This is a genomic window from Streptomyces yatensis, from assembly GCF_018069625.1.
Lineage (GTDB): Bacteria > Actinomycetota > Actinomycetes > Streptomycetales > Streptomycetaceae > Streptomyces > Streptomyces yatensis.
The window spans coordinates 4221292-4236939 of the sequence record NZ_CP072941.1; the positions used below are offsets into that span (position 1 = coordinate 4221292).

Annotated in this window: 17 protein-coding genes; 10 read left to right on the forward strand and 7 right to left on the reverse strand. The window is 71.2% G+C overall.

Annotated features, from left to right (window positions below):
- Positions 1-44: 44 nt before the first annotated feature.
- Positions 45-3590, reverse strand: coding sequence for a transcription-repair coupling factor (gene mfd, locus J8403_RS17260; protein WP_211123971.1), 3546 nt, complete (start codon positions 3588-3590; stop codon positions 45-47).
- A gap of 193 nt (positions 3591-3783) precedes the next feature.
- Entirely contained in the window at positions 3784-4167 is a 384-nt protein-coding gene (locus J8403_RS17265; RefSeq protein ID WP_211123972.1) for a hypothetical protein, read from the reverse strand.
- A 345-nt stretch (positions 4168-4512) separates the two neighbouring features.
- Between J8403_RS17265 and J8403_RS17270 the strand changes: the two genes are divergently transcribed.
- Genes J8403_RS17270 through J8403_RS17305 form a run of 8 tightly spaced genes read left to right on the forward strand, consistent with a single transcriptional unit; the run spans position 4513 to position 8143 of the window.
- The gene (locus J8403_RS17270) at positions 4513-4824 is read left to right on the forward strand and encodes a gas vesicle protein GvpO (protein WP_246585875.1); all 312 of its coding nucleotides are present in this window, start codon (positions 4513-4515) and stop codon (positions 4822-4824) included.
- Positions 4825-4862: 38 nt separating this feature from the next.
- Entirely contained in the window at positions 4863-5354 is a 492-nt protein-coding gene (gvpJ, locus tag J8403_RS17275; protein WP_211123974.1) for a gas vesicle protein GvpJ, read from the forward strand.
- 3 nt (positions 5355-5357) lie between these two features.
- Positions 5358-6086 carry a GvpL/GvpF family gas vesicle protein gene (locus J8403_RS17280; RefSeq protein ID WP_211123975.1) on the forward strand — a complete coding sequence of 243 codons (729 nt, stop codon included), beginning with the start codon at positions 5358-5360 and terminating at the stop codon, positions 6084-6086.
- A 1-nt stretch (position 6087) separates the two neighbouring features.
- Positions 6088-6351 (forward strand): gas vesicle protein GvpG, encoded by a 264-nt coding sequence (locus J8403_RS17285; protein WP_211123976.1) that lies wholly within the window; start codon positions 6088-6090, stop codon positions 6349-6351.
- Positions 6344-6715 (forward strand): gas vesicle protein, encoded by a 372-nt coding sequence (locus J8403_RS17290; protein ID WP_211123977.1) that lies wholly within the window; start codon positions 6344-6346, stop codon positions 6713-6715. Before J8403_RS17285 ends, J8403_RS17290 begins: the two co-directional genes overlap by 8 nt.
- Positions 6712-7557 carry a GvpL/GvpF family gas vesicle protein gene (locus J8403_RS17295; protein ID WP_211123978.1) on the forward strand — a complete coding sequence of 282 codons (846 nt, stop codon included), beginning with the start codon at positions 6712-6714 and terminating at the stop codon, positions 7555-7557. Before J8403_RS17290 ends, J8403_RS17295 begins: the two co-directional genes overlap by 4 nt.
- Before the next feature lie 59 nt (positions 7558-7616).
- Positions 7617-7850, forward strand: a complete 234-nt coding sequence (locus J8403_RS17300) for a gas vesicle protein (RefSeq protein WP_211128297.1) — start codon at positions 7617-7619, stop codon at positions 7848-7850.
- Positions 7847-8143, forward strand: a complete 297-nt coding sequence (locus tag J8403_RS17305) for a gas vesicle protein K (RefSeq protein ID WP_211123979.1) — start codon at positions 7847-7849, stop codon at positions 8141-8143. The genes J8403_RS17300 and J8403_RS17305 overlap by 4 nt, the downstream gene beginning before the upstream one ends.
- Before the next feature lie 7 nt (positions 8144-8150).
- Here the strand turns inward: J8403_RS17305 and J8403_RS17310 are convergent, their stop codons facing one another.
- Complete coding sequence (locus tag J8403_RS17310) at positions 8151-8612, reverse strand: MarR family winged helix-turn-helix transcriptional regulator (protein ID WP_211123980.1); 462 nt, start codon at positions 8610-8612, stop codon at positions 8151-8153.
- 82 nt (positions 8613-8694) lie between these two features.
- Between J8403_RS17310 and J8403_RS17315 the strand changes: the two genes are divergently transcribed.
- A complete protein-coding gene (locus J8403_RS17315; RefSeq protein WP_211123981.1) occupies positions 8695-9066 on the forward strand; it encodes a VOC family protein in 372 nt (123 codons plus the stop codon).
- A 2-nt stretch (positions 9067-9068) separates the two neighbouring features.
- On the forward strand, positions 9069-10085 hold the full coding sequence (locus J8403_RS17320; RefSeq protein WP_211123982.1) for a DNA-3-methyladenine glycosylase family protein: 1017 nt from the start codon (positions 9069-9071) through the stop codon (positions 10083-10085).
- 127 nt (positions 10086-10212) lie between these two features.
- Here the strand turns inward: J8403_RS17320 and J8403_RS17325 are convergent, their stop codons facing one another.
- From J8403_RS17325 to J8403_RS17340, 4 genes are all read right to left on the reverse strand, one after another.
- Entirely contained in the window at positions 10213-10611 is a 399-nt protein-coding gene (locus J8403_RS17325) for a VOC family protein (RefSeq protein ID WP_211123983.1), read from the reverse strand.
- A 57-nt stretch (positions 10612-10668) separates the two neighbouring features.
- Complete coding sequence (locus tag J8403_RS17330) at positions 10669-11655, reverse strand: aldo/keto reductase (RefSeq protein WP_211123984.1); 987 nt, start codon at positions 11653-11655, stop codon at positions 10669-10671.
- Positions 11656-11895: 240 nt separating this feature from the next.
- Positions 11896-14466, reverse strand: coding sequence for an ABC transporter permease (locus tag J8403_RS17335; protein WP_211123985.1), 2571 nt, complete (start codon positions 14464-14466; stop codon positions 11896-11898).
- Positions 14463-15251, reverse strand: a complete 789-nt coding sequence (locus J8403_RS17340; protein WP_211123986.1) for an ABC transporter ATP-binding protein — start codon at positions 15249-15251, stop codon at positions 14463-14465. The genes J8403_RS17335 and J8403_RS17340 overlap by 4 nt, the downstream gene beginning before the upstream one ends.
- Positions 15252-15648 lie beyond the last annotated feature (397 nt).

Below are 15648 nucleotides of genomic sequence, written 5' to 3' on the forward strand. Positions count from 1 at the left end.
GCACCAGGCGGGCCGCGGTCGCTGTCAGGGCCCCACGATCGTCGTCACGACCCCAGGATCGACGTCAGGAACTCCCCCGTCCATGCCAGCAGCTCCCGCCCCACCAGCGGCTTTCCGCCGATGCGGGCGGTCGAGGGGCGGGGGACCAGGACCTGCTTGGTGGCCGGTTTGATCACCGAGCGCTGGTAGAGGCGCTTGAGCCGCAGCTCCTGGGATTCGCGGAGTTCCACCGGGGAGAAGCGGATGTTGGAGCCCTGGAGGGTGATGTCCGTGACGCCGCAGGCGCGGGCCAGCAGGCGCAGGCCGGCGACCAGGAGGAGGTTCTCCACCGGTTCGGGGAGCTTGCCGTAGCGGTCGGTGAGCTCCTCGCGGACGGCGCGGATGTCGTCCTCGCTGGTGGCGGAGGCGATGGCGCGGTACGCCTGGAGGCGCAGGCGCTCGCCGGGGGCGTAGTCGTGCGGGACGTGCGCGTCGACCGGCAGCTCGATCTTGACCTCCAGCGGCGCTTCCTCAGCCTCGCCGTCGCCCTCCTCGATCGAGGCCCGGTAGTCGGCGACGGCCTCGCCGACCATCCGGACGTAGAGGTCGAAGCCGACGCCCGCGATATGGCCGGACTGCTCGCCGCCGAGCAGATTGCCCGCGCCGCGGATCTCCAGGTCCTTCATCGCCACATACATGCCCGCGCCCATCTCGGTGTGCTGGGCGATGGTGGCCAGCCGCTCATGGGCGGTCTCGGTGAGCGGCTTCTCGGGCGGGTAGAGGAAGTACGCGTAACCGCGGTCGCGGCCGCGGCCGACCCGGCCGCGCAGCTGGTGCAGCTGGGAGAGGCCGAAGTTGTCGCCGCGCTCGACGATCAGGGTGTTGGCGTTGGAGATGTCGATACCGGACTCGACGATCGTCGTGGAGACCAGCACATCGAACTTCTTCTCCCAGAAGTCGACCACGACCTGCTCCAGGGCGGACTCCGACATCTGGCCGTGGGCGGTGGCGATCCGCGCCTCGGGGACGATCTCGCGCAGCTTCGCCGCGGCCCGGTCGATGGACTCCACCCGGTTGTGGATGTAGAAGACCTGGCCCTCGCGGAGCAGCTCACGCCGGATCGCCGCGCCGATCTGCTTCTGCTCGTACGGCCCGACGAAGGTCAGCACCGGGTGGCGCTCCTCCGGCGGGGTGGTGATCGTGGACATCTCGCGGATGCCGGTGACCGCCATCTCCAGGGTGCGCGGGATGGGCGTGGCGGACATGGTCAGCACGTCCACATTGGCGCGCAGCTTCTTCAGCTGCTCCTTGTGCTCGACGCCGAAGCGCTGCTCCTCGTCCACGATGACCAGGCCCAGGTCCTTGAACTTGGTCTCGGAGGAGAAGAGCCGGTGGGTGCCGATGACGATGTCGACCGCGCCGTCCTTCAGCCCCTCCAGCACCGCCTTGGCCTCGGTGTCGGTCTGGAAGCGGGAGAGCGCCCTGACGTTGACGGGGAACTGGCCGTACCGCTCGCCGAAGGTGCCGAAGTGCTGCTGCACCAGCAGGGTCGTGGGCACCAGCACCGCGACCTGCTTGCCGTCCTGGACCGCCTTGAAGGCCGCGCGGACCGCGATCTCGGTCTTGCCGTAGCCGACGTCGCCGCAGATCAGCCGGTCCATCGGAACCGACTTCTCCATGTCCTCCTTGACCTCGGCGATGGTGGTGAGCTGATCGGGGGTCTCCGCGTACGGGAAGGCGTCCTCCAGCTCCCGCTGCCAGGGGGTGTCCGCGCCGAAGGCATGGCCGGGCGCCGCCATCCGGGCGGAGTAGAGCTTGATCAGGTCGGCGGCGATCTCCTTGACGGCCTTCTTGGCGCGCGCCTTGGTCTTGGTCCAGTCGGCCCCGCCGAGCCGGTGCAGGGTCGGCGCCTCCCCGCCCACGTACTTGGTGACCTGCTCCAGCTGGTCGGTGGGGACGAAGAGCCGGTCACCGGGCTGGCCGCGCTTGGCCGGGGCGTACTCCACCACCAGATACTCGCGGGTGGCGCCCTGGACGGTGCGCTGCACCATCTCGATATAGCGCCCCACGCCGTGCTGCTCATGGACGATGAAGTCGCCCGCTTCAAGGGTGAGCGGATCGATGGTCTTACGGCGGCGCGCGGGCATCCGCGCCCCGTCCTTGCCCGCCGCCTTCTGCCCGGACAGATCCGTCTCGGTCAGCACGGCCAGCTTCAGGGCGGGATCGACGAAGCCGTAGTCGATCGAGCCGCAGGACACATGCACCACGGACGGCTTGATCTCGGTGAGGTCGCCGTCCAGCCGGGCCGCGATCCCCTCGCCGCCGAGTACCTCGACGGTGCGGGAGGCGGGGCCGTGGCCCTCGGTCACATAGACCGTGCGCCAGCCGTCGGCGAGCCAGCCCTTGGTGTCGGCCAGCGCCCGGGCGGTGTCGCCGCGGTAGCTCTCGGTGGCGTGCATGCCCAGCTTGACGGTGTCCGCGTCCAGCTCCTCATCCGCGGCGAACGGGCTCACCGACCACCACATCATGCCCAGCTCACGGGCGTGATCGCGGACGTCCGCGATGCCCCACAGGGAGGCGGCGCCGACGTCGATCGGGGCCTCCCCGCCGCCGGCCGTGGCCGCCCAGGACGCCTGCAGGAACTCCTGGCTGGTGGCCACCAGGTCGGCCGCCCGGGTGCGCACCCGCTCCGGGTCGCAGACGACCGTCATGCTGCCCTTCGGGAGGACGTCCAGCAGCAGCTCCATCTCGTCCACCAGGACGGGAGCCAGGGACTCCATGCCCTCGACCGCGATCCCCTCGGCGATCTTGCCGAGCAGCTCGCCCAGCTCGGGGTGGGCCTCGGCGAGGGCCGCGGCCCGCTCCCGCACCTGGTCGGTCAGCAGCAGCTCCCGGCAGGGCGGTGCCCACAGCCCGTGCTCGGCGACCTCCAGGGAGCGCTGGTCGGCCACCTTGAAGTAGCGGATCTCCTCGACGTCGTCGCCCCAGAACTCGATCCGGAGCGGATGCTCCTCGGTGGGCGGGAAGACGTCCAGGATGCCGCCGCGCACGGCGAACTCGCCGCGCTTCTCCACCAGCTCCACCCGGGAGTACGCGGCGGCCGCGAGCCCGTCCACGACCTCCTCGAGATCGGCGGTCCCCCCGGCCCGCAGGCTCACCGGCTCCAGGTCCCCCAGCCCCTTGACCTGCGGCTGCAGCACGGACCGCACGGGCGCGACGACGACCGAGACCGGACCCGCCGTCGGGTCGTCCTGGCGCGGATGGGCCAGCCTGCGCAGCACCGCGAGGCGCCGCCCGACCGTGTCCGAGCGCGGGGAGAGCCGCTCATGCGGCAGCGTCTCCCAGGACGGGTACTCCACCACCGCGTTCTCGAGTCCCGGCGGCATCAGCGAACGCAGCGCGGCCGCCAGGTCCTCCGCCTCCCGGCCGGTGGCGGTCACCGCGAGCACAGGACGGCCCGCGGAGCGCGCCAGCGCGGCGATGGCGAACGGGCGGGCGGCCGGCGGGCCGACCAGATCGACGTGGGGCCGATTGCCGTCGGCGGCGCCGCGCACCGCCTCGGCGAGCGCGGGGTCCTTAACGACGACGTCGAGCAGACCGGTGAGGCTCATAAAGGGGTATTCCATCCCGGAGGCGGACAACGCGAACGACCCGACACGTGTCACGGGCCGGGGGTCTTCCAGAGTACGACCACCCGCGGACAACGTCCGCCGGGTTCGTCGCCCACCCGGCCCCCGGCCCCACCCTGCCCAGTCCCGCCCTGCCCAGTCCGGCCCGGCCACCAGCCCGGCGCCCGTGCGCCGATCAGACCGGCGTCGTGCCCGAGCACCCCGCGGTGAGCGTGCTACCGGGCTTGTTCTTCTTCGTCTCCTCGTCCTTGAGCTTCCCGTCGACGAATATCTGGCAGCCGATTTCCTTCTTCGGGTCCACGGAGCCCGCTTGCAACGACAGCGACCTTCCGGGCTTCACCTTGAACTTCTTCGACCACGGCGTCTTGACATTTTCGAGATCCAGATCCGCATCCCCGCCACTCTTCTTGGTGTCGGTATACAGACTCGAATTGATGCCAGGAATGTAGACGCTCGCCGGCGAGTCCCCCGTCACCTTGAATTCGACGGTCACCATACCGCCGCCGTCGGCTTTGCTCGTGCCGCCATCGTCGGAGCAGCCCGCCAGCAGGGCCACCATGACGGCCAGACAGGCCGCAGCCTTAAATGTACGCATTGTTCCCCAACGGTATTTTCCACGAACGCCGGTGATGAATTCCGCGGTGATGAATTCCGCGCAACCGGCCGCGAGTCATCTTCACATGCGTTCCGCCGCGGAACCAGCGTTTCCTGACCCATTCCCGGATCAGTTCGACTGCACCGGAGATAATTGGCCCTTCAAGGCGGACGGGATACGAGCAGCCCGCATGATCCCCGCCCCCGCCCGGTGTCTCGAGCCGCACCCGCCTCCGGCGCATCGCGACAGGCGGCCGTCTGGCCCATCACAGCAGGCGGCCGGACACGCTCTGTGTCCACACTGATACACATGGCAGAGCGAGAACCGCGCCCCACGGCCACCAAGACGGGCCCCCGGTCCCGGCCGCCCAAGCCGGCCGAGGCCGCCCGGCAGGCATGCGAGCAGCTCGCCTCACTGATCGTCCATGAGCCCGAGGGCGTCAGCGGGGTGACCCGCGACGAGGACGGCTGGGTCGTCAGCGTGGACGTCCTCGAGGTCGCCCGGATCCCCGACACCACCAGCCTGCTGGCCACGTACGAGGTGCGGGTCGACGGGCGGGGCGAACTCCAGGAATACCGGAGGGTCCGCCGCTACCGGCGCGGTGCGGCCGACGACTGCTGAGACGACCGCTGAGACGACAGCCGAAAGGACGCCCCGAGATGCCCACTGGCACATACACGGAAGAGGTCGTCTGCATTCAGCGGACCGGCACCCTCTACGACGTCCTGGAACTCATCCTCGACCGGGGCATGGTGATCGACGTCTTCATCCGGGTCTCCCTCGTCGGCATCGAGATCCTGAAGATCGACGCCCGCATCGTGGTCGCCAGCGTGGACACCTACCTCCGCTTCGCCGAAGCCTGCAACCGCGTGGACCTCGAATTCGACCGCAGCAAGACCGTGCCCGAGCTGCTGGGCGGGGTGGCGGGCGGCGGCGGGAGCCCGGCCGGGCGGATGGCCACCGGCCTCGGCAAGAAGAAGGCCAAGAAGGCGGTGGAGGGCGTCGGGGAGAAGGTCAAGCGGGCCGTCGGGGCCGACGACGACGAGGAGGACGAGGAGCCGGAGGAGCGGGAGAGCCGCCCCCGGCGGCGCACCGCCGCCACCGGCGCCCGCTCCCGCCGCCGTTCCGGTTCGTCGTACGAGGAGGACTGATCCATGACCGCGCCCCGGAGCGTGTACGTCTACGGCGTCGTCCGCGCCTCCCACGCGGTGCCGCCCGGCCGCACCGGAGTGGGCGAGCGGCCCGCCCCGGTCCGCACCCTCCGGGCCGGAGCGCTGGCCGCGGTGATCAGCGACGCTCCCGCCCGGCTGCGCGCCAAGCGACGCGACCTCCTCGCCCACCAGGACCTCGCCCTGGCGCTGGCGACGGACGGGCCGGTGCTGCCGATGCGCTTCGGGATGATCGCCCCCGACGAGGAGTCGGTGCGGCAGCAGCTGCTGTCGTCCCAGAACGACTGCCTGGCCGCGCTCGAACGCGTCGACGGGCGCGTCGAGATGAACCTCAAGGCGCTGCCCACCGAGGCCGACCTGGGCGCGCTGGTACGGGAGGACCCCGAGGTGAGCCGGTTGCGCACCGCAGCCCGCAGGGCCCCGGGGTACGAGGCCAGCGTGCGGCTCGGCGAGGCCGTGGCGCGCGGGCTCAGGCGCAGGGCGGCCGCCGCCGCGGCCGCGGTGCTCGCGGAGCTCTCCGCCGTGGCGGACGCCAAGGTGCACGGCCCGGAGGTCGAGGGCTGCGTGCTCAACGTCTCCTTCCTGCTGGACCGGCGCGAGGAGCGGCGGTTCCACGGCGTGGTGGAGCGCTTCGCGGCCGGCCACCGCGACCGGGTCGAACTGCGGCTCACCGGACCGCTGCCCTGCTACAGCTTCGCGGAAGGCCGGGCCTGACATGGGGGTGCTGAGCCAGGTCGTCCTCTTCCCGCTGGCGCCGGTGCGCGGGGTGGTGTGGATCGCGGAGCGCGTGCGGGACGTCGCGGAGGAGGAGCTGTGCCATCCGTCGGTGCTGCGCGCCCGGCTGGCCGCGCTGAACGAGGCCCTGGAATCAGGGGCGATCGGCCCGGAGGAATTCGACCGGGAGGAGGACCGGCTGCTGGACCTGCTGGAGCGCTCAGGCAGCCAGGGAGGAAAGGCAAGGATGAGACACCATGACTGAACGCGACCTCGCGTGCATCCCTCCCCCGACCACCGGCCCGCCCTCCTCCGACCTCGCCGAGATCCTCGAACGCGTCCTGGACAAGGGCATCGTGATCGCCGGAGACATCAAGATCGACCTGCTGGACATCGAACTGCTCACCATCCGGCTGCGGTTGTTCATCTCCTCCGTGGACACCGCCCGCAAGGCCGGAATCGACTGGTGGGAAACCGACCCCGCCCTCTCCTCGCGCGCCGCGAAGGACGCCCTCGCCCAGGAGAACGCGGAACTGCGGATGCGGCTCCACGCCCTGGAGTCGCGCATGGACTCCGATGAGCGGCTGAGCGCGGTCGGCGCCACGGCCGAGGAGGGCGCGGACAGATGACCCCACCCGAGGCCCCCACCCTCACCTACGCCTTCGCGGTCTGCCGCGGCGGCGCCCTCACGGCGCTGGCCGCGCTCCCCGGGCTCGACACCGGCGCCCCCGTCCGTACGCTCACGGCGGGACCGCTCACCGCCGTCGTCCAGGACGTGCCCGCGGCCGGGTTCGGCGAAGAGGCGCTGCGGCGGCGGCTGTCCGACCACGATGAGCTGGAACGCTGCGCCCGCGCCCACCACACGGTGATCACGGCGGCGGCGGCGCTGGCCCCCACCGTTCCGCTGCCGCTGGCCACCCTCTATCTCGACGACGACCGGGCCCGCGAGGCCCTGGGCGAACGGGAGACGTCCCTCCTGACCGCGCTGGACCGGATCGCCGGCCGGGCCGAATGGGGCGTCAAGGTCTACGCCCCGGCGGGACCGCCGCCGCCCGCCCCGGAAACCGCCCCGGCGAACGGTACGGCGAACGGAAAGGCCAGCGGCCGCGCCTATCTGGACCGCGTCCGCACCCGGCAGCGGAGCCGCGAACAGCGCCACACCCTGACGCTGCGGGCCGCCGAGCGGGTGGACACCGCCGTCCGTGGCCTCGCCGTGGCCGCGCGCCGGCTGCGCCCGCACGGCGTCGAGGTGACCGGGAAGCACCGTACCCAGGTGCTGAACGCGGCCTACCTCCTCGACCTGGGCCGGGAGCGCGAACTGCGCGCCGCCCTCGCGTCGTTGCACCGCGACGAGTCGGACATCCAGATCGAGCTCTCCGGCCCGTGGGCGCCCTACTCCTTCGCCGACGGGGGACTCGCGGACCGGCGGATCGCCGACGAAAGACGCACCAGCGGAGGGATGTCCCCATGACCAGGGCCGCCTGGGAAGCCGCCCCGGCCAAAGCGGCATGGGAAGCGGCCCCCGCCGACATCGCGCGCAAAGAGGCCCCGGCATGGGGAAGCACCCCCGCCGAGGCCCTCGGACCGCTCGGCGTCCCCCTCGTGGACCTCCTCGACCGGGTGCTCGCCACCGGTGTCGTCGTCACCGGCGACCTGGTCATCGCGATCGCCGAGGTCCCCCTCGTCCGGCTCTCCCTGCACGCCCTGCTCTCCTCGGTCAACGAACGGGTCCCGGCCCCCTGGACCGACAGCGGCCCGCTATGAGCCCCTCGACGCCCCCGTCCCCGACCCGCCTCGACATCGACCGCGACTCGGTCGGCCGCGACCTGGCGGCCCTCGTGCTGACGGTCGTCGAACTCCTCCGCCAGTTGATGGAGCGCCAGGCCATCCGCCGCATCGACGCGGGCGGCCTCACCGACGACCAGATCGAGCGCATCGGCACCACGCTGATGCTGCTCGACCAGCGCATGGCGGAGCTGTGCGACCAGCACGGGCTGACGCCGGAGGACCTCAACCTGGACCTCGGCCCGCTGGGCACCCTGCTCCCCCGCGACTGATGCGGACTCAGCCGCCGAGGGCTTCCGCCATGCGGTCGAGGTCGGCGAGGAGGGCGGCCAGGCGCCGTTGCGGGAAGGCCTCGACCATCGTCCGCTCGATGGCGTAGACGGCGGACCGGGCCACTTCGAGCCGTTCGCGGCCGGCCTCGGTGAGGTGGGCGGGGAGGGCGCGGCCGTGGTCGGTGGTGGCGGGCCGGGAGATCAGCTCGGCGTCCTGGAGGCCGCGCAGCACGACGTTCATGGACTGCCGGGTGACGAAGGTGGCCCGGGCGAGTTCGGCGTTGGACAGCCCGGGTCGCTGGTCGAGGAGTTCCAGGCAGGCGTACTGCGGCACCGTCAGGCCGCGTTCGCGCAGCGCCTTGTCCATGGCGCCGCGCAGCGCCGCGGCGGCGCGCTTGAGGCGGTAGCCCACGTGTTCGGTGACGTCGTCGGCGGGGTGCGGCGGGGCCACGGGAGTCCGGTCTTCCATGTCAGGATTTTGACATGCGGAGGGGGTGTGCGTACAGTCCGTGAATGTCAAAGTCCTGACATCACCAACCTGGGGAGGACCCATGACCGCCACCCTTGACGGCCCCGACTTCATCGCCCTGCAGGTCCGCGATGTCGAGGCGGCGGCCGCCTTCTGCGAAAAGCACCTCGGACTGCGGCGGGCCCCGGCCTCGCCCCCCGGTGCCGTCGTGTTCGCCACCGAGCCGATCCCGTTCGCCGTCCGCGAGCCGCTGCCGGGCGTGGACCTCGACGACGTCGCACGGCCCGGTCTCGGCGTGGCCCTGTGGTTCCGCACCACGGACGCCCAGGCGCTGCACGACCAGCTCGCCGACGCCGGGGTGACGATCGTCGCCCCGCCGCAGGACAGCCCGTTCGGCCGCACGTTCACCTTCATCGGCCCCGAGGGCTACGCCATCACCGCGCACGGAGGCTGATCGTGACCGCCGTCTCCCTCACCCCGGCCGGTCCCTTCTCGCTGGCGGCGAGCGTCCGCTTCCTGGAGGGCTTCACCCCCGCGAGCTATTCGGGCACGGCGGACGAGGTGCTCCGCCTGGCCTTTCCCGCCGACGACGGCCACTCGACGGTGGCGGCCGCGGTGCGGCAGGAGGAGACGGCGGACGGTGAACCGGGCACGGTACGGGCCGAGTTCACCGTGTATCCCGGCGCACCGGACGGCGACCTGGACGGCTCCCCGGCGGACCCCGCGTCCGCCGGGCCCCGGCCCGTATCCGCCGGGGCCGGGCCCGTATCCGTCGAGTCCGAGTCCCGGCCCGACGAGGCCGTCCGGGCCCAGCTCGCCCGTATCCTCTCGCTCGACATCGACGGAAGCGGCTTCCCCGAACTCGCCGCCGACCCCGTGGTGGCCGGGCTCATGGCGGAATCTCCGGGCCTTCGGCCGGTGTGCTTCCACTCCCCCTACGAGGCCGCCGTATGGGCGGTCATCGGCCACCGCATCCGTATGACCCAGGCCGCCGCCATCAAGGCCCGCCTCGCCGAGCGGTACGGACGGCGGGTCCAGGTCGCGGGCCGTACCCTGCACGCCTTCCCCACCCCGCCGGTGCTGCGCGCGATCACCCGGGTCCCCGGGCTGACCGAGGTGAAGATCGAGCGGCTGCACGCGCTGGCGGAGGCGGCCGACGACGGGGCGCTCGACGCCGCACGGCTGCGCGCGATGCCGGTGGACGACGCCCTCGCGGCGCTGCGCACCCTCCCCGGCATCGGCCCGTTCTCCGCCGAGCTCATCCTCATCCGCGGCGCCGGGCACCCCGACGTCTTCCCGCGCCACGAACCGCGCCTGCACGCGGCCCTCGCCACCGCGTACGGCCTCGACGAGGCCGTCTCCGGTGACATCGGCCGGCTGGCCGGGATCGCCGACGGCTGGCGGCCCTACCGCAGCTGGGTCGGGCTCCTGCTGCGCGTCCGTGCCCAGCTCATGGGCCGCCACGGGTCGTAGCCGCACGGAACGCGAGAGCCGGTCCGCCCCCGTCGCGGACCGGCTCTTCCACCGGCTACTCGGCAACCCGGCACCGGGCAACCGGCCCTCGGCCCCGGCTGCTCAACCGCCTCCCGGCCCGGTGCGGTCAGCCGTTCTCGACGACCATCAGCGCGTTGCCGTCCGCGTCCCGGAAGCTGAACATCGGCGGCACCGGGCCGCCCCAGCGCTGGACCTCCGGGTCGGTGTCGACGCCGCGCGAGCGCAGCGCCGCGTGGTCGGCGTCGATGTCCTCCGAGGTGAGGATGATGCCGGTCTCGTAGCCCGGCCCCTGGCCGCCCTCGCGCGGCAGGACGAGCGCGATCCCGGTCGGGGCGCCGGCCGGGCCCACCTCGATCCAGCGGTGGCCGTCGCCGAAGGGGGTGTCGGCACGCTTCTCGAAGCCGAGCGTGCCCACATAGAACTCCAGCGCCCGGTCCTGATCGGCGACGGTGACGGCGACCCGGCCCACCTCGGTGAAACGGGCGCCTTTCGCGGTCTCGGTCATGGTGATCTCCCTTGGGGTGATGCGTTCACCACCTGAGACCCCGTTGCACCGCCAAACTCATCGGTCGACGAAGGCCAGGCTCTTCTCGTCGTAGCGGGTGCCGGCGACCTCGTCGGCCGGGGCGGCGGCGTCGATCGCGGCCAGTTCCCCGGGCGACAGCTCGAGGGTGGCGGCGGTCAGGTTCTCCTCCAGGTACGTCTGGCGCCGGGTGCCCGGGATGGGGACCACGTCGTCGCCGCGGTGCTGCACCCAGGCGAGGGCGAGCTGACCCGCCGTGACGCCCCTCTCGGCGGCCAGTTCGTTCAGCTTCCCGACGATGGCCAGGTTCTTCTCGAGGTTGCCGTCGGCGAACCGGGGCTGGGTGCGGCGCACATCGCCCTCCGGCAGGCCCTCGGTCGAGGTGTAGCGGCCGGTGAGGAAGCCGCGGCCGAGCGGGGAGAAGGGGACGAGGCCGATGCCGAGCTCACGGCAGACCGGGGCGATCTCGTGCTCCAGGTCCCGCGTCCACAGCGACCATTCGCTCTGCAGCGCCGCGATGGGGTGCACCGCGTGGGCGCGGCGGATGGTGTCCGCGCCCGCCTCGGACAGGCCGAGGTGGCGCACCTTGCCCGCCTGGACCAGCTCGGCCATCGCGCCGACGGTCTCCTCGATGGGGACGTCGGGGTCCACGCGGTGCTGGTAGTAGAGGTCGATGTGGTCGACGCCGAGCCGCCGCAGCGACGCCTCGCACGCCCGGCGGACGTAGGCGGCGTCGCCCCGGATGGCGGTCGGCTCCCCGAGCCGGTTGGCGAAGCCGAACTTGGTGGCCAGGACCGCCTGCTCCCGGCGTCCGGCCAGGGCCCGGCCGAGCAGTTCCTCGTTGTGCCCCGAACCGTAGAAGTCGGAGGTGTCCAGCAGGGTGACGCCGAGGTCGAGGGCGCGGTGGAGGGTGGCGGTCGACTGGGCGTCGTCCGAGGCGCCGTAGCCGTGGCTCATTCCCATGCAGCCCAGGCCCTGGGCCGCGACGGTCAGTGCGCCCAGGCGACGGGTGGGCAGTGCGGACATCGGGTACCTCCCTCGTGGTCGTGACGATCACGCTAGGAGTTGGAGCGCACTCCAAGTCAAACCCACCGCATCGGCGGCCGAGCGGGGCGGTCCGTCAATCCGCGGAGAGCCGATCGCGGATGTCCGCACAGAAAAAAGCCGGCCCGGTGCGCTCCCCCGTCGCGCACCGGACCGGTCGCCGGGCCGGCTGCCCTGGCCCCCATCGAAGGCAGCCGGCCTCGTTTCCCCCGTTGGCTATCGCTATTCCGTGGCGATCGCGTTCAGCACATTCATCCGCGCCGCCCGGAAGGCCGGGACCAGCGCCGCGATCAGACCCACCACGGCCGAGCCGATGAAGACCGTGATGATCGTCGGCCACGGGATCTCCAGGGACTTCAGACCCTCCAGCGCCAGCAGCTTCTGGGCCGTGGTTCCCCAGCCCATGCCCAGACCCAGCCCCAGCAGCGCGCCGAAGAGCGCGATGACCACGGACTCCAGCCGGATCATGCGGCGCATCTGGCGGCGGGAGACGCCGATGGCGCGCATCAGGCCGATCTCACGGGTCCGCTCGACCACCGACAGGGCCAGGGTGTTCACCACACCGAGGACGGCGACGATGATCGCCAGCGCCAGCAGTCCGTAGACCAGGTTGAGCAGCTGACCGACCTGGTCCTTGACCTCCTGCTTGTAGTCGGTCTGGTCGCGCACCTTCACCGACGGGTAGTGGTGCAGCCGGTCCTTGAGGGACGCGTACGCCGCGTCCTCCTGGCCGTCCTTGGCCTGCGCCAGCATCATGACGTCCGCCGGGATCAGCTTGGCGGGCACATAATCCTCGACGGTGGCGATGTTGAGGTACATCGCGCCCTTGTCGAGGCTGACGTCGTCCGAGGTGATCGCGGCGACGGTCAGCTTGGCGGTCCGGCCCTCCTTGAAGGCGACGGTCAGCGTGTCGCCCTTCTTCACCTTGTGGTCCTTGGCGAAGCCCTCCGGCACCGACATGGCGTCCTTGCCGTAGGCGGCGGCCAGATCACCCTCGACGACCGGGGTGCGCAGGTCCTCCGCGTACGTCGGGCTGGCGGCCGAGAGGTCCTTGGTGACCGTCTTGCCGTCCGGCAGGGTGAGCTTGGTGCCCTCGATGTCCTTGGCCTCGCTGATGTGCTTCAGGCCCTTGGCCTGGCGCACCGACTTCTCGATCCCCTCGGTGATCGGCTGGCCCATGTCGGACTGGATGATGAAGTCCGCGCCCACCGACTTGTCCAGCTCATCGGTGGCCGAGGCGACCATCGAGGAGCCCACCACCGACAGACAGGCGACCAGCGCCAGGCCGATCATCAGGGCCGCGCCGGTGGCGCCGGTGCGCCGCGGGTTGCGCAGCGCGTTGCGCTCGGCCAGCCGGCCGACCGGGCCGAAGATCCGCAGGACGACGGTGGCCAGCGCGCGGACCACCAGACCGGCCAGCAGCGGGCCGATGACGATGAAGCCGATGAGCGTCAGCACCACGCCCAGGCCCAGGAACATCGAGCCGTCGACGGCCTTGTCCGCGTTCCCCGCCACCACCAGGGCGGCCGCGCCACCCGCGGTGAGCAGGGTGCCGATCACGCCGCGGATCCAGCCGGCCCTGCTGTCCGCCGGGGTGCCCGCGTCGCGCAGGGCCGCCATCGGGGAGATCTTCCCGGCCCGGCGGGCGGGGATGTAGGCCGCGATGACGGTGACGATGACGCCGATACCGATGCCGATGATGGGCGTGGTGGGCTTCACCGTCAGCTGGTCGGTGCTCAGATGCAGACCCGCACTGCCCATGATCTTCATCAGGCCGACCGCGAGGCCGACGCCGCCGAGGACACCGAGGATCGAGCCGACGATGCCCAGCAGCAGCGCCTCGATCAGCACCGACCGGTTGATCTGCTTCCGGCTGGAGCCGATGGCCCGCATCAGGCCGATCTCACGGGTGCGCTGGGCGACCAGCATCGAGAAGGTGTTGACGATCAGGAAGATGCCGACCAGGACGGCGATCCCGGCGAAGCCGAGCATCGCGTACTTCATGACGTCCAGGAACGAGCCGATGTCGTCCTCGGCCTCCTTGCTGGACTCGGCCTTCGTCTGCACCTTCACACCGGTGCCGAGGTCGGCCAGCACGTTCTTCTTCAGCTGGTCATGGCTGACGCCCGGCTGGGCGGTGAGCATGTAGCTGGAGTACACCCCGGGAGCGCCGAGCAGCTTGCGCTGCGCGGTGTCGGTGTCCATGAAGACCAGCGTGGCGCCGGGGTTGGTCACCTGGAACGTGGCGATGCCGACGATCTTCGCGCGGAACTCGCCGGGGATGGCGATGATCCGCATCTCGTCGCCCAGCTTCAGCTTCTTGTTCTTCGCGGTGTCGGCGTCGACCATCACCTCGGTCGGGCCGCGCGGCGCGTGACCGGAGGTGACCTGGACCGAGCGGGTCTCGGTCGGGTCCCAGTTGGTGCCGATGGTCGGGGCGCCGGAGTCCGAGCCGATGCTGTTGTCGTTGCGGTCGGCGGCGGTGATCGACTGGCTGGTGGCGTCGCCGATCACCGACTTGACGCCGTCCACCTGCTTCAGCCGCGCCAGCTCCGAACCGGGCAGCGAGCGGATCCGGCCCTGCCGGGTGTCGTTGTCGCTGGCGCCCTTCGGGCTGACCGTGACATCGGAGGCGGTGCTCGCGAAGAGCTTGTCGAACGTGGCGTTGGTGGTGTCGGTGAAGACGAGCGTGCCGCAGACGAACGCCACCGACAGCAGCACGGCGATCGCCGACAGCGCCATCCGCCCCTTATGGGCGACGAAGTTGCGCAGTGAGGTCTTGAGGACGGTCATGACACCCGTCCTCGCGCGTCGAAGTGCTTCATGCGCTCCAGGACCAGATCGGCCGTCGGGTTGTACATCTCGTCGACGATCCGGCCGTCGGCCAGGTACAGCACACGGTTGGCGTAGGAGGCGGCGACCGGGTCGTGGGTGACCATCACGATGGTCTGGCCCAGCTCGTCCACCGACCGCTTGAGGAAGCCCAGCACCTCGGCACCGGCCCGCGAGTCCAGGTTTCCGGTCGGCTCGTCGCCGAAGATGATCTCGGGGCGGGCGGCGAGGGCGCGGGCCACCGCCACGCGCTGCTGCTGACCGCCGGAGAGCTGGTTCGGACGGTGCTTGAGCCGGCCGGCCAGGCCCACGGTCTCCACCACCCGGTCCAGCCAGGCCCGGTCGGGCTTACGGCCCGCGATGTCCATCGGCAGCGTGATGTTCTCGATCGCGGTGAGCGTCGGCAGCAGGTTGAACGCCTGGAAGATGAAGCCGATCCGGTCCCGGCGCAGCTTGGTGAGCTTCTTGTCCTTCAGCCCGGTGATCTCGGTCTCGTCGATGAAGATCTGCCCGGAGCTGACGGTGTCCAGACCGGCCAGGCAGTGCATCAGCGTCGACTTGCCGGAGCCGGACGGGCCCATGATCGCGGTGTACTGCCCACGGGCGATGTCCACGTCCACATGGTCCAAGGCCACCACCCGGGTCTCCCCCGAGCCATACGCCTTGACCACCTGACGTGCACGGGCGGCGACGGCCGTATGTCCTCCGCTGCCCCCGGTCCTGGGAATCGATACAGCCGTTGTCACGCTCGTTCTCCTTCAGTATTCGATCGGCGATGTCGCTCCCCGATCACGGCATCAAGATTGCCGTGATCCGGGAACCTCCGCGATGGGGAAGGACTCCCTCTCAGCGGTAGGGCTAGCCCCACCCCCTCGGTCGCGCAGCCCGTAGCAACCTTATGAAGCCGGGACGACAGGCTCCTCATCCGCCCGGACGAACCGGGAGTAGGAGTACAGGGTGGGCATCCCCTAGGGGAGTGAGTCCTGAGACTGACCCGGACTCAGGGTGAATACTGCACCCTTCCGCCACGTCAGGCTCAAGCCGGGCCTTCTGGACAGCCCGGATGCGTTCTTCCCCCAGCCTGTCCCGCCATGGAATCGTGGGTCGTACAAGAATCGTGCGTACGAGCGTCCCTCGTACGAA